The 19,066-nt window shown below is 62.2% G+C and carries 14 protein-coding genes; 7 read left to right on the top strand and 7 right to left on the bottom strand.

The window, feature by feature from the left end:
* Positions 1–22 precede the first annotated feature (22 nt).
* Genes Q0X61_RS06855 through Q0X61_RS06835 form a run of 5 tightly spaced genes read left to right on the top strand, consistent with a single transcriptional unit; the run spans position 23 to position 5,334 of the window.
* Positions 23–1,153, top strand: coding sequence for a C40 family peptidase (locus tag Q0X61_RS06855; RefSeq protein ID WP_297741631.1), 1,131 nt, complete (start codon positions 23–25; stop codon positions 1,151–1,153).
* A gap of 53 nt (positions 1,154–1,206) precedes the next feature.
* Positions 1,207–1,971: a lysophospholipid acyltransferase family protein gene (locus tag Q0X61_RS06850; protein ID WP_367270716.1), complete on the top strand. Its 765-nt coding sequence runs from the start codon at positions 1,207–1,209 to the stop codon at positions 1,969–1,971.
* Complete coding sequence (locus Q0X61_RS06845; protein WP_297741627.1) at positions 1,968–3,239, top strand: sensor histidine kinase; 1,272 nt, start codon at positions 1,968–1,970, stop codon at positions 3,237–3,239. Before Q0X61_RS06850 ends, Q0X61_RS06845 begins: the two co-directional genes overlap by 4 nt.
* Entirely contained in the window at positions 3,239–3,916 is a 678-nt protein-coding gene (locus tag Q0X61_RS06840; RefSeq protein WP_297741625.1) for a response regulator transcription factor, read from the top strand. The genes Q0X61_RS06845 and Q0X61_RS06840 overlap by 1 nt, the downstream gene beginning before the upstream one ends.
* Before the next feature lie 32 nt (positions 3,917–3,948).
* A complete protein-coding gene (locus tag Q0X61_RS06835; protein WP_297741623.1) occupies positions 3,949–5,334 on the top strand; it encodes a class II 3-deoxy-7-phosphoheptulonate synthase in 1,386 nt (461 codons plus the stop codon).
* A gap of 9 nt (positions 5,335–5,343) precedes the next feature.
* Here the strand turns inward: Q0X61_RS06835 and Q0X61_RS06830 are convergent, their stop codons facing one another.
* The 5 genes from Q0X61_RS06830 to Q0X61_RS06810 form a co-directional block, all read right to left on the bottom strand.
* Positions 5,344–6,570, bottom strand: coding sequence for a hypothetical protein (locus Q0X61_RS06830; protein ID WP_297741621.1), 1,227 nt, complete (start codon positions 6,568–6,570; stop codon positions 5,344–5,346).
* Positions 6,571–6,638: 68 nt separating this feature from the next.
* The gene (gene pknB, locus Q0X61_RS06825) at positions 6,639–8,726 is read right to left on the bottom strand and encodes a Stk1 family PASTA domain-containing Ser/Thr kinase (protein ID WP_297741619.1); all 2,088 of its coding nucleotides are present in this window, start codon (positions 8,724–8,726) and stop codon (positions 6,639–6,641) included.
* A 134-nt stretch (positions 8,727–8,860) separates the two neighbouring features.
* Positions 8,861–9,235: a hypothetical protein gene (locus Q0X61_RS06820; protein WP_297741618.1), complete on the bottom strand. Its 375-nt coding sequence runs from the start codon at positions 9,233–9,235 to the stop codon at positions 8,861–8,863.
* Positions 9,236–9,252: 17 nt separating this feature from the next.
* Positions 9,253–11,733 carry a sodium-translocating pyrophosphatase gene (locus Q0X61_RS06815; RefSeq protein ID WP_297741653.1) on the bottom strand — a complete coding sequence of 827 codons (2,481 nt, stop codon included), beginning with the start codon at positions 11,731–11,733 and terminating at the stop codon, positions 9,253–9,255.
* Positions 11,734–11,859: 126 nt separating this feature from the next.
* Positions 11,860–12,234: a hypothetical protein gene (locus Q0X61_RS06810; RefSeq protein WP_297741616.1), complete on the bottom strand. Its 375-nt coding sequence runs from the start codon at positions 12,232–12,234 to the stop codon at positions 11,860–11,862.
* Positions 12,235–12,484: 250 nt separating this feature from the next.
* On the opposite strand from Q0X61_RS06810, the gene Q0X61_RS06805 reads away from it, so the two are divergent.
* The gene (locus Q0X61_RS06805) at positions 12,485–13,369 is read left to right on the top strand and encodes a pyruvate, water dikinase regulatory protein (protein ID WP_297741614.1); all 885 of its coding nucleotides are present in this window, start codon (positions 12,485–12,487) and stop codon (positions 13,367–13,369) included.
* A gap of 113 nt (positions 13,370–13,482) precedes the next feature.
* Positions 13,483–16,125: a pyruvate, phosphate dikinase gene (gene ppdK, locus Q0X61_RS06800; protein ID WP_297741612.1), complete on the top strand. Its 2,643-nt coding sequence runs from the start codon at positions 13,483–13,485 to the stop codon at positions 16,123–16,125.
* A 1,245-nt stretch (positions 16,126–17,370) separates the two neighbouring features.
* Here ppdK and Q0X61_RS06795 read toward each other — a convergent pair.
* Together Q0X61_RS06795 and Q0X61_RS06790 are read right to left on the bottom strand one after the other, a co-directional pair.
* Positions 17,371–17,676 (bottom strand): hypothetical protein, encoded by a 306-nt coding sequence (locus Q0X61_RS06795; protein WP_297741610.1) that lies wholly within the window; start codon positions 17,674–17,676, stop codon positions 17,371–17,373.
* Between the two features lie 183 nt (positions 17,677–17,859).
* Positions 17,860–19,066: HAD-IC family P-type ATPase (locus Q0X61_RS06790; RefSeq protein WP_297741608.1), on the bottom strand; the 1,207-nt coding region annotated here is incomplete at its 5' end.

Here is a 19,066-nt window from a genome sequence, read left to right as displayed (position 1 = left end):
CGTCGTTCTCCAAGGAGCATCCGTGAAGCTTGCACGCCTCGCACTGACCGGCCTCGTCGTTGGTTCTTTGCTAATTGCAGATCCTGTTCTCGCCGACCCCGACGCGGTACGCGAGGCCAAGGCGAAGCTCGATGCGCTGAGCGAGCAGGTTTCTTCGATCGAGCAGGAGGGCATCGAGGCCGAAGACAAAGCGGAGGCCGCGAAGGTCAAGCTCGAGCGCGCGCAAGCAGACGTGAAGGCGCAGGAACAGCGTGTCGCGAAGCTAGCCGACGACATCGGTGCCAACGCGGTGCTCCAGATGCAGCATGGTGGGCTCGACGTATCCGTGCAGCTGATCGCCAACGCTTCCGACGACAACTTCCTGAGCTCTCTGGCCACCATCCAGGCCGAGAATGATCGCTCGAACCAAGCTATCCAGCGTCTACAGAACGATCAGGCCAAGCTCGACGTACTCCGCGCTGAGGCGGCCTCCGCCAAGCAGGAGATGGACGAGAACGTCAAGACCCACGGCATCAAGCTTGCGGAGTACAAAAAGAAGCAGTCAGAAGCCCAAGCGGTGTACGACCGACTGAGCAAGGAAGAGCAAGAGCGCCTCGAGCAGCTCAGGCGCGAGCAGGAAGCTGCCGAAGCCGCTGCCGCAGCTGAAGCCGCAGCCGGGCGTCCAGCGGATGGGGCGCTGGCCCCGTCGCGTTCTGAGACGCGCGGGGACGCCGCGTCCGCGAATCGACCCTCATCCAACAACAGCAGGCCGGCCGCTGAAACTGACACCGCTAACGAGCCTGCTGCGCCCGCACCGAATGGCAATCGCGCCCAGACCGTGATCAACGCTGCCATGGCGCAGGTCGGTAAGCGCTACGTGCTCGGCGGCACGGGCCCCAGCTCCTTCGACTGCTCCGGCCTCACCTCCTACGCATTTCGGCAGGTAGGGGTTGGCCTGCCACGCACCTCTCGCGCGCAGTACTCCGGTGCCGGCCGGGCAGTGTCCACGTCGCAGATTCAGCCCGGCGACCTCGTGTTCTACTACGGCGGCCCGAGCCACGTCGCTATCTACATCGGCGGCGGCAAGATCGTTCATGCCGCGAACCCGCGTAGCGGCATTCGCGTCGCGGGCTTGCACTCCATGCCGCTCAAGGGTGTGCGCCGAGTACTCTGATCCGGGCGCACGCGCCACGGCGCTAGAATCGTCGCGGACGAAGGAGCGACGTGCTGACCTACCAGTTTTTTAAGTACACGATCTTTCTCCCACTCGTGAAGTGGGGATTCAAAGCGAAGGTCGTCGGAAGGCAGAACGTTCCCCGATCGGGTGGAGCGATTCTGGCGAGCAACCACCTGCACACCATGGACTCCGTGGTTATCCCGGCCATGATGCCGAGGGTAGTGACGTTCCCCGCGAAAGCGGAGCTCTTTCGTGGCAAAGACCTGCCCGGCAAGATCGTCGCCTGGTTTTTGAAAGCAATCAAGATGGTGCCCATGGAACGAGGCGGGGGTCGGGCAAGCGCCCAGTCGTTGAAAGCCATCTCCGACGTGCTCGGCGAGGGGAACCTCGTCGCGATCTATCCAGAAGGCACCAGATCGCCGGACGGGCGCATGTACAAGGGCCACACCGGGGTGGCGCGCATGGCACTGCACAACAACGTTCCGATTCTGCCGGTGGGTGTGGTGGGAACCGAGACGGTCAAGGGCGTATTCGGCATCCCGTGGGTTCGGCGGCCCCTCGTCGTGGTGGGGGAGCCGCTCGAATTCCCCCAGTACGCGCACAGCACGGATTTGAAGGTGCACCGCTATGTCACCGACGAGACGATGGCGGCGATCCAGCGCCTCACCGGGCAGGAATACCTCGATGTCTACGGCACTCGGGTGAAGCACGGCGACCTCAAGGGGAAGGACGTCAGTGAGTTCGTGCTGTCTCGCCCCGGTGGTGAGGAACCGCCGGAGGAGCAAGCTTCTACCGAACAGGCAGTGCACCAGTGACTTCTCGCGACGAGTTCGGGGACGAACTGGAGCGAGACATCAGGCTCATCCTGCACGCTCAGGAGCACGACGAGGATGAGCAGCGCCCCGAGCCTCCGCGCTTGAGCGCACCGTTGGCGTCGCTGAACGCCAGGGGATTGTGGTTTCAGGCGCGCACAGATGTGCTCGGACGGGTGTACCAGGTTGCGGTAGTCGCGCGTTCGCTGCTTGGACTGCATGCGATCGGCGTCAATATCGTCCTAGTGATGCCGCGTGCCGAACGACCTTGGCTCGTCACGCTGGCATGCCTAGTCATCATCTGTTGGACGGCGTTCACGTCCCTGTGTCTCATGAAGCCATCGTGGCGGCGGCCGGTGTCGTTCGTCGTCGACTGCCTCGTCACGCTCACGCTGGTGTTGCTCACTCCACTTGCTGTGCCGCCCGGGGGTGCGCCCCTGACGTTGGCGGGCTACTGGCTGTGCGGTGCCCCCATCTACGCGGCCATTTTCTGGTCGACGGCGGCCGGCGTCGTAAGCTCCGTGACGCTGGGTGGCGGGCTCGTAGTGGTTCCTTCACACTTCACCCTCGAACGCGCCGGGATGGCCTTTATCACCATCTTGACAGCCTCCTGCGTGGGCGTGCTCATCACGCAGTTCAGGGAGATCATCGTCGAACAGGAACGAGAGCGCATCAAAGCCGCATCGCTAGCGGAACGCGAGCGGCTCTCACGGATAGTCCACGACGGCGCATTGCAGGTCCTGGCGCTCGTCGAGCGGGAAGGTCCCGCGCTGGGTCCCGTAGGTGTGCGGCTCGCCACGCTGGCGCGCGAGTCGGAGTCTCAGTTGCGTGTACACCTCCAAGACCGCGACGTGGTGAACGTTGCACGTCAAGCGCAGGTGGACTTGGCTTCGGCCCTCGACAAGTATTCGTCGGCGAGGGTGACTGTCTCGACGATGGCGGGAGAGGTGCTCGTTGCGCGTTACCTCGTGGAAGAGATTGAGAACACCGTGCACGAGATCTTGAAGAACGTGCGACGTCACGCCGGTGACGGCGCGCAGGCGTGGATTTTGCTCGATCAGGAAGTTGATGACGAAGTGATCATCTTCGTGCGCGACAACGGGACAGGAATGACCGCAGCAGCAGCACAGCGCGCCGCCGAGAACGGGCGATTCGGCATTCGTGACTCCATCATCGGTAGAATTTCAGCCATTGGCGGCTCCGCGGTGTTGAAATCCGCGCCTGGCGCGGGAACGGAGTGGGAGCTGCGAGTCCCAATCGATGTGGAGTGATGACAGTGACGGAGCCTGAGCGTAACCGGGTCATGTTGGTGGACGACCACCCCATGTGGATCGACGCTTTGAGTGAAGACCTCACCGAAGTGGGGTTCGAGATCGTCGCTGTGGCGAAGAACGGCACCGAATGCCTGCAACGCGCACGTGCGGTGAAACCCGACGTGCTCGTCATGGACCTGCAGATTCCCGAACCGGATGGCGCCACCTGCATCGATATTCTCATCAAAGAGTTGCCTGACCTGCAGGTGCTCGTCATGTCGGCATCCGGTGAGCGCGAGGATGTCCTGCGAGCGATGAAGGCTGGTGCGAAGGGCTACCTTGTGAAGTCCGCATCCAAGCAGGAGCTCGTGGAAGGCGTGCAGCGCACCGCCGTCGGTGATGCCGTGTTCACTCCCGGCCTCGCGGGCCTGGTGCTCGGGGAGTTCCGACGCATGGTGAACACTGCCCGGGCAAACAACGACGAAGGCCCCACCCTCACGGCACGAGAAATCGAGGTGCTGCGCCTGGTGGCGAAGGGGCTCGCCTACCGTGAAATCGCCGACGTGTTGTTCGTCTCCCACCGCACCGTGCAAAATCATGTGCAGAATGTGCTGCGCAAGCTGCAGCTGCACAACCGTGTAGAACTCACGCTCTACGCCATCGACCAGGGCATCCATGACCCGAACGCGTCCTAGCGCTCACCCCAACGTGGGGTAGCCTCGTGCGCATGTCCAGCTTGATGTCACGGGAAACATTGCGGGCGCTACCACAGGCTCAGCAGCCCACCTATCCCGACCAGGATGCGGTGGATCGTGTCGTCGACGAGCTAGAAGCGCAGCCTCCGCTGGTGTTTGCCGGTGAATGCGATGAACTGCGCGAACAGATTGCTGCTGTGGCCGAGGGTAGGGCCTTCCTCTTGCAGGGCGGTGATTGCGCAGAAACCTTCGAGGCGATCTCGGCGGATTCCATCAAGCGCAAGCTTATGGTGCAGCTGTCGATGTCCGTGGTGATGACCTACGCCGCGCAGGTGCCCGTCGTGAAGCTGGGCAGGATTGCTGGCCAGTACGCTAAACCCCGCTCCAAAGACACCGAGATACGTGGCGACGTCGAACTCCCCAGCTATCGGGGCGACGCCGTCAATGGGCTCGCTTTCACCCCCGAATCGCGCGCGCACGACCCCGGGCGTCTCATGAAGGTGTACCACTCGTCGGCCGCGACGCTCAACCTCGTTCGAGCCTTCACCAAGGGCGGTTTGGCCGACCTCCGTGCGGTCCATCTGTGGAATGGGGAGTTCGTGCGAGACTCCCGCGTCGAATCCGAATACGAGGAACTCGCTGAGGAAATCGAACGCGCGCTGGCATTCATGGTGGCGTGCGGGGTGCGCGACGAATCGCTGAACACCGTCGACTTCTACGCCAGCCACGAAGCCCTGTTGCTGGAGTACGAACGCGCGCTCACGCGTATCGATTCTAGAACCGGCTTGCCCTACGACGTCTCCGGGCACTTCTTGTGGATCGGCGAGCGCACCCGGCAGATCGACGGTGCACACGTCGAGTTACTGCGTCAGGTGCGCAACCCGCTCGGCATCAAGCTTGGCCCGACTACCACCCCTGAGCAGGCGATCGCGCTGGCAGACGCACTCGACCCAGATCACGAGCCCGGGCGCATCACCTTCATCACCCGTATGGGGGCGAAGAAGGTCCGCGATGTGTTGCCTGATCTCATCCGCGGGGTCCAGGCCACGGGTAGGAACGTGGCCTGGGTGTGTGACCCGATGCACGGCAACACCTTCGAGACCGCCAATGGCTTCAAGACACGTTCGTTCGCCGATGTGGCCGAGGAAGTCAACGGGTTCTTTGACGTGCACTCCCAGCTGGGCACCTGGCCAGGCGGACTCCACGTCGAGCTCACCGGCGACGACGTCACTGAGTGCGTCGGAGGGGCGTTCAGCCTCACAGAGGAAGATCTCGCGACGCGCTACCAGACCGCCTGTGATCCGCGCCTGAACCGCAACCAGTCGCTGGAGATGGCCTTCACTGTGGCCAAACGCCTGCGCGAGCTGCGCGGCAGCCGCCACAACCCCGTGCAGGACTTCGCGGTCAAGGAGTTCTGAGCCTCCCGGCTACACCCATTCGTAGCGGGCAACGGGCCGCGGCCACACGCCGAGATTCTTCCACACGACGTCGGGCACGCGTGCGAAGAAATCGTGCAGGAGCGCGTTGGCGGCTTCGAGGTCCTCCATCCGCCAGTCATCGAAGCCGCGCACGGTGATGCTGCCTCGCGGATGAATCTCAAACTTGGGTGCGCCGACGTCGAGAAGCCAACGCATCATGCGTTGGTGCAGCACGTCGTAGGCAAAACGCTTGTCGGCAGCTGTGACCTTGTAGGCCCTGTTGAACTCCATCAGCTCGAATTGGATGCCGGCCTTGTCATTGCGGAAACCGAAGATACCACTGCCCAGGTTGATCGGCCCGAACCGGAATCCCGTCCAAAAGTCGCACAGGTTCTCCTCATGGTGGTGGACGGTGGTGCGCCCTTCGGAATCGGTGCTTCTTGTCTTCCAGCTGTGGGTGAGTCGAAGGAAAGAGATGCCGTCGCGTTCCCCGAACACGATGTTGCTGGCTTCGTGGTCATAACCGTCGGTGGTGTGGTGGATGCGAGACAGGTAGCTGTCGTCGCGGGGGATGTACGTCCAGTGGGGGTGACGGTTGAAGGAGAGGCAGTTCGGAGCTGGCGGGGCCGAGTACGGGCCGCAGGCGCTTGCCACTGCGGCTGCGATCTGCGAACCGGCGTTGACAGCCACTTTGAGGTCGTCAACCTTCTCCGCCACGTCGAACACGACGAGGTTGGCGTGATCGATGCTGAGTTCGAATGCGGCAAGGGGCCCAAGGTTGTTCACAATGAGCTGCCCGATGTCGTGGCCGTATTCGTCGCCGCCTGCGATGATTTCGTGCTGCCCCAAATTGATGACTGCGCCGTGGGGTTTGCCGGGGATCCGGGATGCCCGGGCCAGGGGACGAACGTAGAGGAACGGCAGCGACTTGGGTAGCGGGAAAAACAGCACGTAGTGGGTGGAGCCCCACTGTTCGTAGTCGTACTCGATTGCTTTGAACTGCACGCCGTTGGGTGCGGTGCCGTAGATGAGATCATCGACCTTGCGGTCGAACCCCGCTCCGAAGGGGGCATGGTTGAGCCCGATCATGTGGTTGATGTTGGGCGAGGTATCGAACTCCCAGCCCAAATCCCGCAGCTGTTTGACGTAGCGCCAACGCAGGTACCCCCAGATGCCGAAGCCGATGACTGCCAGCGCAATGACGACGATGACGACCACCCTGATGGGATTATCCATGACTGTTCGACCTTCCTTCTCCGTACCAACAGGGTAGTGGGCGAGGCGGTCGTCTTGGTTCCCACAGGTCAGGTGATCTGCAGAATCACCTTGCTGCCTTCGGGTACCTTCGTACCGGCTGCTGGATTGGTTCCCGCCGCAATATTGAGGGGCAGCGGGAACTCGCTGGCGCGCTCGATCTCGTAGGTGAGCCCTGCGTCGCTCAGCGCTTTCTCGGCGTCCTGCGTCGACTTGTACCGTACGTCCGGCACCGTCACCATAACCGGGCCGAGCGAACTCACGAGCTCCACCTTGTCACCGCGCTTACCGTGGCCGGACTTCGGCGATTGGGAGATCACCTTGCCTTTCTCGACGGTCTTGTCGTGTTCCTCGGCGACCTTGACGGTAAACCCGGCGGCCTCAAGTTCTTTCTTCGCTCGGTTGGTGGACTGCCCCGTGTAGTCGTGAATCTCGATGGGCTCGGGCCCCTTAGACACAATGAGGTCTACGCCTGTGCCACGTTTCAGCTGGGCATCAGGCTCCTGCGATGCCTTGAGCACTTTCCCCGCCGGTATGTCTTCGTTCCACACTTCTTCGACATTGCCCACCTGCAGCTTCTCCGACTGCAGGGCGGTGCGGGCCTCCTCGAGAGTGAGTCCAACCACTTTCGGCATCGAATACCGTTCCGGGCCGAGCGAGATGACGACGAGCACTGTCGACTTACGCAGCACCTTGTCGCCTGCTCGAGGGTCAGTGCTCACCACCTGCCCTGCGGGCACGTCCTCCGAGTAGGCCGACGAGGTGTCGATTCGCAGCTCCGCAGCCTCGGCGGCATCCTGCGCCGCGGCCTCCGTCTGGCCTTCTAACGCGGGCACGGCCGTGTACCGTCCCGAGGCGAACCACCACGAGCCAGTGCCCGCGCCCACGGTGAGCACGATCAGAGCGATGAGCGCGACGATGCCTCGTCGTCGACGGTGCACAGCGGCGTGAGACACCTGGAACACGGGCGTGCGCTGGCTTTGGGGCGAGCGGTGTTGGCTTCTTTGCACGGGGGCAGCTGCGGGGGAGCGTTCGCTTCTGGCGAATGCTGGAGAGCTGGTGTGGGGATCCGGCTGCCATTGGGGTTCGGGCGACGAATTGCTGGTGGGGGCGACGTCGTTGTGCGACGAGGTGTACGCCGAGGGAATCTGGGAGCTCGCCGACGGCCGGGGCCGCTCTAGCTTCGGGGTGATCGGCTGCGTGATGTCGCCATCCGACGGCTCAGGCATGAGGCTCGTGGCCAGTGCCGGGTTGTCGGCGTAGCCGCTGGATTCTAGCTCGTGGAGGCATCGGCGCACCACACGCAGCAGTTCCCGTCCGTCTTCGATGCGCCGCTCGGGGTCGCGTGCTGTGGCTGCCATGACGAGCGCGTCGATGTAATCAGGCAGCGGCCATGAGTTTCGCCGTCCGCGCTCGCGCAAACGCTCGCTGGGACGGGGCACGTCGACGTTCACGTGCCGGTACGCAATTTGGTAGTTGTTTTCGCCGGTGTGGGGCTTCGTGCCAGTGAGCAGTTCGAAGAGCAGGATGCCGGCGGAATACACGTCGCTGCGGGCATCGGGGCGCGAGTGCGTCACCAATTCCGGTGGGAGGTAGCTTGCCGTGCCGACGAGCACCCCCGTCGCGGTCATCTGCGGCGAACCGATGCGTCGGGCAAGGCCGAAATCCACCACTTTGAGTTGTCCGCGGTGCGAGATGAGCACGTTTTCGGGTTTGATGTCGCGGTGCACCACACCCGCCTCGTGCGCGGCGGCGAGCGCGGAAGCGATGTCCTCCATGTAGGCGAGCGCCCGCTCCGGGCGCAACGGCGCCTCACGACTCACCACGCGGCGCAGGGTCTCACCGTTGACGAATTCCATCACGATGTAGGGCTGGCCCTGTGCGGTGCCTTGATCGAAAATGCTCACCACGTTCTGGTGTGTGAGGACGGCGGCGGAGCGTGCCTCTCGATCAAACTTCGCGACGAATTCATCGTCTTCGCCGAGATCCGCGCGCATCACTTTGAGCGCAACGATGCGCGACAGCCTCAAGTCGCGCGCTCGATACACCGTGGCCATGCCGCCACGTGCCACTTTCGCGACGATCTCGTAGCGACCGTCCAGCACCTGACCGACCAACGGGTCATAAGTGCTGCTCATTCACACTCCATCACGGTCGGGGCAGGAGGCCGTGTGGGCCCGTACCGTGATGATTGTAGGGCTGCAGCGCAAAGAAACCGGCCTTCGCCCGCGGCGAGTCGTCGCTGCAGGCGAAGGCCGTTGTGTGATGGAGGTCAGCGGTTGGCAACCTGGGGCGTGGGCCGGTGGGCGCGGGTCTCAAAGCGACGCAGGAACCCGAAGCCGAGCAAGGCGAGGGCTGCGCCTGCGCCCACTCGCGCGAGGATCCCGAGCAGGGCCGGTTCCGGCGCGTAGGGATCGTTCAGGGCTGTCCACAGCCACAGCGCGAAGGCGGCGATGCCAGGCAGGAGTGCGGACAGTGCTGTTGCGGCCCACGCCTGGCGTCGCGTCGGGTTGCCGCTGCCCAACCACCAGCCGAGTGCGATCACCGCCAGCACCCACGGCACAGGCACCACCAGCAGTTCCACAGAGCTTCCTGCGGCTAGCGTGAGCGCGAGGGCCCCCGCCACCACGATTATCCGAACCACCATGCGCTGCCTCCTTCGGGCTACGGCGTCGACGGGGTGGGATCGACCGCCTTCTCGATGTCGAGATCCTCCATGTTCTGGTTGATACGCAGAGCGTAGAACGAGCGTATGACGAATGCGGCCGATGCGAGGAAGAACACCACCGCCAGCACGGGCGGCAGCCATGCGGCGCCCAGCGCGGGCAGCGCGACGGCCAATTCGACGGCGAGCAAGCCGAACAACGTAGTGAACTTAATGACGGGATTGAGCGCCACGGATGAGGTGTCCTTGAACGGATCGCCGACGGTGTCACCGACGACGGTAGCATCGTGCAGGGGAGTGGCTTTCGCGTCGAGATCCACCTCGACGAGTTTCTTGGCGTTATCCCAGGCCCCGCCAGCATTTGCCATGAACACCGCCTGGTAGAGACCGAAGACGGCCATCGCAATGAGGTAACCGATGAAGAAGAACGGTTCCAAAAAGGCGAAGGCCAACGTCGCAAAAAAGACGCCCAGGAAAATGTTGAACATGCCCTTCTGCGCGTATTTGGTGCAGATTTCCACTACCCGAGCCGAATCACGTTCGGACGCTTTGTCCTTGCCCTCCAAATGGATGTTGTCTTTGATGAACTCCACGGCTCGGTGCGCGCCCGTGGTGACGGCCTGGATGGAGGCTCCCGTGAACCAGTAGATCATGGCGCCGCCGGCCACCATGCCTAGTAGGAAGGGTGCGTGCAGGAGCGATAGCTTGTCTAAGTTGGTGGTGAGGTGGTCGGTGAGCCCAATCATGATGGAGAAGATCATGGTGGTGGCACCTACTACCGCGGTGCCGATCAGCACGGGTTTCGCCGTGGCTTTGAAGGTGTTACCGGCGCCGTCATTCGCCTCGAGGAAGAACTTTGCACGCTCAAAATCTACGTCGCCTCCGAACTCCTCGGCGAGCTCTACGCGTGCCTGCGGATCATCTTCGACGGTGGAGAGCTCAAACACGGACTGCGCGTTGTCAGTGACGGGCCCGTAGGAGTCGACGGCGATGGTCACCGGCCCCATGCCAAGGAACCCGAACGCGACAAGGCCAAACGCGAACACCGCGGGGGCGAGCATGAGGTCGCCCAACCCCAGCATCGAAATGCCGTAGGCGATCCCCATGAGGCCCGCAATGGCCAGCCCGATCCAGTAGGCGGAGAAGTTGCCGGCAACCAGGCCAGAGAGAATGTTGAGCGACGGACCTCCCTGGTGTGCGGAGACCACCACCTCACGGGTGTGTTTGGCACTCGTGGAGGTGAAGACCTTCACGAGCTCTGGAATCAGCGCACCGGCGATGGTGCCGCACGACACGATGAGCGAGAGCTTCCACCACATGCCATTCGGCATGTGTGCAATGAGCAACGCGGAAGTGAGAAACGTCGTGACGATGCAGCAGATGGACGTGATCCACACCAAGTTGGTGAGCGGCTGCTCGAAATCCATATCGTCAGCGTCCGCGTACTTGGCTCTCGTCATCGCGCGGTTGACGTAGTAGGAAATGGCGGAAGCAATCACCATGACGGCGCGGATCACGAAAAGCCACACCAGCAACTGGATTTGCACGGCTGCGTCGGCGACGCCCACAAGGATGAAGGTGATGAGTGCGACGCCAGTGACTCCGTAGGTTTCAAACCCGTCGGCTGAAGGGCCGACGGAGTCGCCGGCGTTGTCGCCGGTGCAGTCAGCGATCGTGCCGGGGTTGCGGGCGTCGTCTTCCTTGATTTTGAACACGATCTTCATGAGGTCGGCGCCGATATCGGCGATCTTGGTGAAGATGCCGCCGGCTATGCGCAAGGCTGCGGCTCCGAGCGATTCACCGATGGCGAAGCCAAGGAAGCATGCCCCAGCGATCTCGCCGGGGAGGAACACCAAGATGATGAGCATCATCGCGAGCTCCACGGAGATGAGCACCATGCCGATACTCATGCCCGAGCGCAGAGGAATGTCATGGCACGGATAGGGTTTGCCCCGCAGCGACGCGTGGGCGGTGCGAGCGTTCGCCAGCGTGTTGACTCGGATTCCGTACCACGCGACGCCATACGAACCGGCCATGCCGATGAGGGAGAACGCGATGACGACCAAGGTTTTGCCGATGCCGAAGTCCACCAGGAAGAGGTAGTAGGCGACGATGATCGTCGCTATGAAGGCCCAGAGCACCAGCAGGAATCGGCCCTGCTGTTTCAGATAGGCCTTACACGTTGCGTAGATGAGATCTGCCACATCGAGCATGGCGCGATGAGCGGGCATACGTCGTAGCTGCATGTACGTGATCAACCCAAAGCCGAGGCCGAACGCGCAGACGATCAGCCCCAGTGCAAGAAGGACGTCGCCTGGCATACCAGCGAATTTCTCGCCGCCTAAGTCGGGCAACTGCAGCGTCGCCTCTCCGCCCAAATGTACGTCTCCTCGTCCGCCCCCGCCGCTACAGGAGGTCAAGGTAAGCGCCAGGATGATGGCGACGACGCCGCGGATACGAGTTCTCGACTTGTGCAACATGGTGGTGACCACTTCTTCCTTGAATGAGGTCGTGGCAGGGGTTCTGCCTGTTCCCGATACTACACCGGGTAGTGGGAAGCGTTGTCGGCCCCCAGACCGAGCCGAGGCGTACCAGCTCGAAGCGGGTCAGCGCGACCAGCGAATGGCCAATACTGCTGCTGCGACCACCACCAGGGCGGAGGCGATGAGCAGTGCCACGCTCGCTGGAGACGAGAGGATTCCGACTTTCACGTGGACGACTACCGGTACGGCTAGTGCGAGCAGTCCGGCGAGGGAAGCAATCACACTGGGTGGTGGCCCTGGTACCTCGGCATTCAAATTGGCACGCGTTCGCAGTTTCGTTGCCGACTGGAGGATGGCAGCGAGGCCGACGAGTGCAAGCGGCGCTCCGAGGGCTAGCCCGAGAAACCAGGGGCTGAGAGTGATGGCGAGCCCGATGCTGAGCGTGAGCATGACTGCGCCGACGAGCATCAAAGACTCGAGGAACGTGCGGTTGGTCACGTTATCAACTCCAAACGGCGTCTGTAGTTGGCTGGCCCCACGACACGGCGTTGAGGTCGCCCATAGGGCTGGAACACTTCTTTCTGGCATCCTTCAGTGCGTCAGCTATGTCGGGAAGCGTGAATCCTCCTGTCAGCGTGAGCACCTTCCCTGCATACCGAAGGGAACTTGCAGGCGGCAGGCCTTCTTTCTGGCATGTATCGAGCATAAACGTGCCTCAGGTCATCCTGGCCCCGATAGTGTGGCTTGCATGTCGACGGAGCCGCTCGAAATTCATATCATCGCTGATTCCACGGGGGAGACCGGAGCGCGCATCGCCCGTGCCGCACTGGCGCAGTTCCCCGATCAACACATCGAAATAGTGCGCCACCGCCGAGTCAGTCAGAAAGAGCACGTCGAGACGGCGCTTGCGGAACTGCCACTAGAGCGCCCCATCGTCGTGCTGTTCACGCTCGTCAAGCCCTCGATGGCGGACCTCGTCGAGCGTTTTTGCAACGACTACGACCTGCCTCATGCGGATCTGATGACTGATTCCATCGCCGCCATCGAGCAAGCCAGCGGTGAGCGCGCTGAAGAAGTGATGCGACGCCCCGTCGGGGTGGAAGCTGACTACTTCACCCGCGTCAGCGCCATGGACTTCGCAGTCCGCAACGACGACGGGTCGGTCCCCGAACAGCTCCGCGAAGCCGACATCGTGCTCATCGGCCCATCGCGAGCAGGCAAGACGCCGCTGTCGATCTATCTCGGCTACCTCGGGTACAAAGCTGCCAACGTGCCCCTCGTGCCAGGCATTACGCCCCCATCCGAGCTGTTCAGCGTCGAGCGATGGCGCATCATTGGCCTCACGATGGATGCCGACCGGCTCCAAAGCATTCGAAATCAACGGGTCCGCAGCATGGGCGGCTTCGGCAACCGAGACGGCTATGCCGATCTCGCGCACATCTACGACGAGCTCGACGAGGTGGGGCAAACGATGCGCGATCTCGGCTGCCCGGTGCTCAACACCACCGGCGTTGCGCTGGAGGAGAATGCAAGCCGCATCGTCGATCTCGTCTCTTCGCGCGCCCGACGCCTTGGCGGCGTACTCCGCCAGCCGCCAGGTGTGCGCTGCGCGGCGCGTGGCGCAGGCGCGTGAGTTCCTGACGTTGAGAAACACAAACCCGAATGCGTGTGTTGACAATGCACTGAGTACTCTGGAGATTGAACTGAGCAAAGAAGCTCCAGGGCGAGTCGAAGGAGTCTTGACCAATGAGTGACGATCGTTACATCTACGATCTTGCGGACGGCAATGCCGAGATGAAGTCGCTGCTGGGCGGCAAGGGAGCCAACGTTGCGGAGATGAACCGCATCGGGATCACCGTCCCAGATCTGTTCACCGTCAGCACCACCGCGTGCGTGGAGACGATGAAACGCGGCGGTGAGTGGCCGGAGCGCCTCGCCGGAGACATCGACGCAGCGCTCGAGCGGCTCGAAGAGCGCACCGGCCGCAAACTCGGGTCTGGCGAGAAACCGTTGCTCGTGTCGGTCCGCTCCGGTGCGGTGTTCTCGATGCCCGGCATGATGGACACCATCTTGAACCTCGGTATCTCCGACGAGTCCGTCGACGCCATCGCTGCTGAAGCTGGAAACGAGCGGTTCGCTTGGGACTGCTACCGGCGCTTCATCCAGATGTACGGCGAGGTCGTCGAGGGTGTGCCCGCGCACGCCTACGAGGACGCACTGACGCAGCTCAAGATGCAGCGTGGCGTGTCACAAGACACGGATCTGACCGCCGACGATCTCAAGGGCTTGGTGCGCACGTTCAAGGAGATCTCCGTCGAGCATCTGGGCGGAGAATGGGCGAGTGACCCCCGTGAGCAACTCCACCGCGCGGTCAACGCCGTGTTTAAGTCGTGGCTCAACCCCAGAGCCGACGTGTACCGTCGCGCGAACGGTATCTCCGCCGAACTCGGCACGGCGGTCAACGTGCAGCAGATGGTGTTTGGTAACCGCGGCGACACTTCCGCCACGGGCGTGTGCTTCACCAGGAACCCATCGACGGGTGAGAAGGCGCTGTATGGCGAGTTCCTCGTGAACGCGCAGGGTGAGGATGTCGTCGCTGGCATCCGCACACCCCGCCCGCTCCACGAGATGCAGGAAGTACTGCCCGATGCGTACGAGCAGCTCGTCCAGACGATGCACAAGCTTGAGCAGCACTACCGCGACATGCAGGACATCGAGTTCACTGTCGAAGACGGCAAGCTGTTCATGCTGCAAACCCGCAACGGTAAGCGCACCGCCGCCGCTGCGCTCAAGGTGGCTTCGGACCTCGTCGCCGAGGGCCTCATCACCAAGGAAGAAGCCCTGCAGCGCATCGAACCGCGGCAACTCGATCAGCTCCTGCACCCCGGTATCGACCCCGAGCACGGCAAGCAGCCCGTCGCCAAGGGCCTGCCCGCTTCACCAGGTGCTGGTGTCGGTGAGGTCGTCTTCGACGCGGATGTCGCCGCCGAACGCGGCGAGCGCGGTGAACCCGTCGTATTGGTGCGTTACGAAACCACACCCGACGACATCCACGGCGTCATCGTGGCGCAGGGCGTGCTCACCGCGCACGGCGGCATGACGTCGCATGCGGCCGTGGTGGCTCGCGGTATGGGCAAGCCCTGTGTGGCAGGCGCATCAGGCATCAAGATTGACGCGGCTGGAAAGAAGCTCACCATCGGCGAACACGTCTTCGCCGAGGGCGACGTCATTACCATTGACGGGTCGACAGGCAACATCTACGGCGAGGCCATCGAACTGGTTCCGCCGCAGATCAACGAGGACTTCCAAAACGTCGTCGCGTGGGCCGACGAGATCCGTCGCCTCGGCGTGCGTGCCAATGCAGATAACTTCGAGGATGCAACGAAGGCGAGGGAACTGGGCGCGGAAGGCATTGGCCTGTGCCGCACGGAGCACATGTTCATGGCGAGCGACCGCTTGCCTGCGGTGCGACGTATGATTCTCGCAGACACCCCAGAGGCTCGCGCCGATGCACTGGCCGAGATTCTGCCGATGCAGCAGCAAGACTTCGAGAGCATCTTTACCGCGATGAAGGGCCTGCCCGTCACAGTGCGGCTGCTCGACCCGCCACTGCACGAATTCCTGCCCAACCTCGTCGAGCAGTCGCTGCTGGTGCAGCGCCTCGAGCTCACTGGCGAGGACGAAGACGCTCTCGATGCGGCACGGCAGACGCTCGCGCAGGTCAAACGCCTCCACGAACAGAACCCGATGCTTGGCACTCGCGGATGCCGCCTCGCGATGCTGTACCCGGAGATCCCGGACATGCAGGCGAGAGCCATCATCCGTGCCGCGATTGCGGTGAAGGAGCGGGAGGGCGACACCGTCGGGGTAGAAATCATGATCCCGCTCGTCGCGCTGCGGCAGGAGCTGAAGTTCCAGCGGGAGATCGTCGAGCGTGCCGTCGCCGAGGAAATCGGAGACTCCGGCATCGAGGTGAAGATCGGCACTATGATCGAGCTGCCGAGAGCGGCGCTGACTGCCGACGAGATCGCCGAGGAAGCCGACTTCTTCAGCTTCGGTACCAACGACCTCACGCAGACCGGTATCGGCATCTCCCGGGATGACGCCGAGAACGGGTTCCTCGCCCAGTACGTGATCGATCACGTACTCGAGCAGAACCCGTTCGAGAGCATCGACGTCGACGGCGTCGGACAGCTCGTCGAGATTGGCGTGAAGAAGGGGCGCAGCACAAAGCCGGAGCTCAAGACGGGCGTGTGTGGTGAGCACGGCGGTGACCCCGCGTCGATTGAGTTCTTCAACCGAGTCGGGCTCGACTACGTCTCCTGCTCGCCATTCCGCGTGCCGATCGCTCGTTTTGCGGCCGCCAAGGCGGTGCTTGACCAGCGGTAAGATTCGATGTCGCTTGCGGCGCAGGGCACGCTATTCCTCATCAGGTAGCGTGCCCTGCGCCGGGCAACCTCAGCGGTGAACGTTCACCAAGCCCACGGCGAAACAGCGGCGAAAAACAGCAGAAGAGCGTGCAAGGGCAGCATTAGCATCCACGGCCAGCGACGCGTAAACCACAGTGCGGCTGTTCCCACGGCAAATATCACCACCCACAAGAGCACCGACCATACCCATGCTTCCGCAGACCAGCCCGAGGGCTCCAGAAGCCGGCTGTAGGCGAGCGAAACTTGCGTAAGTTCCACCGCCACCCAGAGGCAGGCGATAACCAATAATGCTACGATACGAGGCCGCGTCAGTTCAACATTTACCATGATAACCCTGTTTTATTCCCGCATTGTCTGCAGTGGCTGATACGAATCTCGACCAAGTTGTGTAGGTCGTTGCACGGATGACTTGACGTTCGAGAAATGGCCTATGCTTGGTAATAGTGGCTTTAACAGACAGTCGGAGCATCGGTGCGTTCGCCAAACAGGTGTGGTAAAAGCGGAAGCTGATGGTCGATCCTGCACCGTCGAAATGTCCTTGTCTCGCCACGAAACTGAACCCAGTGCTAGTTGTTCCTGACACACGTATTGGTGCAGGAACGACAGTTCCTCCTGGGAGCGGCCAGGCATTGAGGTTGATGTTCTGGCCGGTTTTCGGATACTCCGTGGCGCTCCTTTGATCGGAAAGGAGCAATTGAAGCACCTTCGTAGTTCACGCATGGCCATGGCAGTGTTTACACCGAGCGTTGGATAGCCAGCCGCACCAATCGCAGTAAGGTTATATCCGTAAGTCCATTTCGGGTCGATGACAATTGGGTACCTGTGATGTCGAGGATCATGATCTACTACTTGAATTAGTGTTCCATGTTCCCAACGATATCGGGTGGGAACGGGAGACCCATTGGCGTCTATCGCCCATGGAGGTTCTATGTCGCCTAGGTACGTTCCGTCAGGGGCGTGCAGGACTAATGAACCATCTTCGAATCGTACTGGTTCGATGGTGCCGGAAGAATGGAACCCCACTTTAAATTCATGTTGAGCAGAGGCTGAGTGCATCACATGTAAGATTCGAAACCCTTCTTCCAACGGTTGAATCGCACTTGTAGTGGTTCGAGTGGGCGCTGTATCAATGATGCTTACAGACGTGGTCGTCTGAGGGTCCTTCATAGGCATCAGCGAGACGGATAGTCGCGGAAGGCGCACTTCACGATCCGTTCCTGAGCGGATCGGGGGGGTTGAATGAAACTTGGAAACGCGAGTAATCGTCGTTGATCGGGTTCAGCGAGAAGCCACGCTGCTTCTGAAGCGTGGAAGTGGTTAGAGCAGGAGTGTTGTCAGCGGCAGCCACTGCTCGGGTAATCGCTTCTGAAATTGCATCAAGGCGCTCGCGGGTCGCAGCCTGGAAATCTGCATGCGCTTGAATACTCCCCGACGAGATGCAGAGGAGAACTGTTATCACAGATGGGAGGAACCAGCTCCAAGGGAATCTTTGGTGACTGTTCAGTTTCATAGGAAGAATGTAGACTCGGCGTGCCAGGCTGTCAATAGATGGAATCGATTACAATATCGCCTATAGAGAGTTCTCAGGACGTGATAAGCCGAATCCACCGCAAAGCTGTGCGATGACTACTCGAATGTTGTCGATGAATGCCTTTGTTAGGCGTTTGAACTATCCGGGTGCTAGGGCGCTTAGCTACTCTCCGAGGACGCCGGCGCGGATCCACCACATCACCTCGACGGCGGCCATGCCGATGCCGCCGATGAGGTAGGCGAGCATCATGGCTCGCATGTTTGAGGTGTCGAGCTCCAGGATACGTTGGCTGAACGGAAGATGGATCAGCAACCCGTAGAACCCGTAGGCGAACGCGACGAGTCCTGCCCGCCACCACTGGTATGGCCTAGCCACCACGGACAACACCCACGTGGCCACCATGATCATCGTGATCAGCGCGGCCGTCGTCGCCTGAGTTTGCAGCGCTTCGGCCACCTGCCCGCGTCCGCGCACCAGCAGATACGTCACGACGGTGCTGCAGGCGACGATAACCCCGGCTGGGATGGCGAGCGACAGTGTGCGGCGCACAAATCCCGGCCTCGCGAGCGCGTGGTTCGGCGCCAAGCTGAGCAAAAATGCGGGAATGCCGATGGTGAACCAGCCCACGACGGTCACGTGCAGCGGCTGGAACGGGTAAGGCACCGTGAGGAGGCCGAAGACGAGCGCCAGGGCGAGCGAGTAGATCGTCTTGGTAAGGAACAACTTGGCGACGCGCTCGATGTTGCCAATCACTCGTCGCCCTTCTGCGACGACGTGGGGGAGCTGGGCGAACTTGTCGTCGAGCAGTACCAGTTGGGCCACACCGCGCGTGGCGGAAGCCCCCGAACCCATCGCGATACCGAGGTCGGCGTCCTTGAGCGCCAGCACGTCGTTGACGCCGTCCCCCGTCATCGCCACCTGGTGCCCACCCCGTTGCAGCGCTTGCACCATCTGGCGCTTCTGCTCTGGCGTGACTCGCCCGAACACCCCGCCACGTTCGACCGTCTCTTCGAACTCGGCATCGTCAGCGTCGATGAGGCTTCTGGCATCGACGACGTCGCCCAGGTCGACGCCCAGCGAGCGTGTAACGGCACCGACGGAGTTCGCATTGTCGCCGGAAATCACCTTGAGTTGCACGCGTTCGTCGCGGAAGTAGCGCAGCGTGTCGGCGGCGTCGGGGCGTACCAGTTGGTCCAGCACGACGAGCGCGAGCGGTTCGACATTGCCCGGCGCGGCCTCGTCGTCGACGGGGAGAGCGGCGCGTCCCAGCAGCAGCACGCGCCTGCCCGTGGCTCCGATCTCTTCGGCCTGCTGCGCGACGGTGCCCGTCGCGAGCACGTCGGGGGCACCGAGCACGATGTGCCTGTCG

The sequence above is a fragment of the uncultured Tessaracoccus sp. genome (genome assembly GCF_947255005.1).
Lineage (GTDB): Bacteria > Actinomycetota > Actinomycetes > Propionibacteriales > Propionibacteriaceae > Arachnia.
This window is presented reverse-complemented; position numbering and strand designations above follow the sequence as displayed.

What these genes read in the sequence shown, in the direction of transcription:
- Q0X61_RS06795 (WP_297741610.1), bottom strand. Translation starts at nt 17,676, where the DNA reads ATGAAACTGAACAGTCACCAAAGATTCCCTTGGAGCTGGTTCCTCCCA.
- Q0X61_RS06815 (WP_297741653.1), bottom strand. Translation starts at nt 11,733, where the DNA reads ATGTTGCACAAGTCGAGAACTCGTATCCGCGGCGTCGTCGCCATCATC.
- Q0X61_RS06820 (WP_297741618.1), bottom strand. Translation starts at nt 9,235, where the DNA reads ATGGTGGTTCGGATAATCGTGGTGGCGGGGGCCCTCGCGCTCACGCTA.
- Q0X61_RS06835 (WP_297741623.1), top strand. Translation starts at nt 3,949, where the DNA reads ATGTCCAGCTTGATGTCACGGGAAACATTGCGGGCGCTACCACAGGCT.
- ppdK (WP_297741612.1), top strand. Translation starts at nt 13,483, where the DNA reads ATGAGTGACGATCGTTACATCTACGATCTTGCGGACGGCAATGCCGAG.
- Q0X61_RS06830 (WP_297741621.1), bottom strand. Translation starts at nt 6,570, where the DNA reads ATGGATAATCCCATCAGGGTGGTCGTCATCGTCGTCATTGCGCTGGCA.
- Q0X61_RS06840 (WP_297741625.1), top strand. Translation starts at nt 3,239, where the DNA reads ATGACAGTGACGGAGCCTGAGCGTAACCGGGTCATGTTGGTGGACGAC.
- Q0X61_RS06805 (WP_297741614.1), top strand. Translation starts at nt 12,485, where the DNA reads ATGTCGACGGAGCCGCTCGAAATTCATATCATCGCTGATTCCACGGGG.
- pknB (WP_297741619.1), bottom strand. Translation starts at nt 8,726, where the DNA reads ATGAGCAGCACTTATGACCCGTTGGTCGGTCAGGTGCTGGACGGTCGC.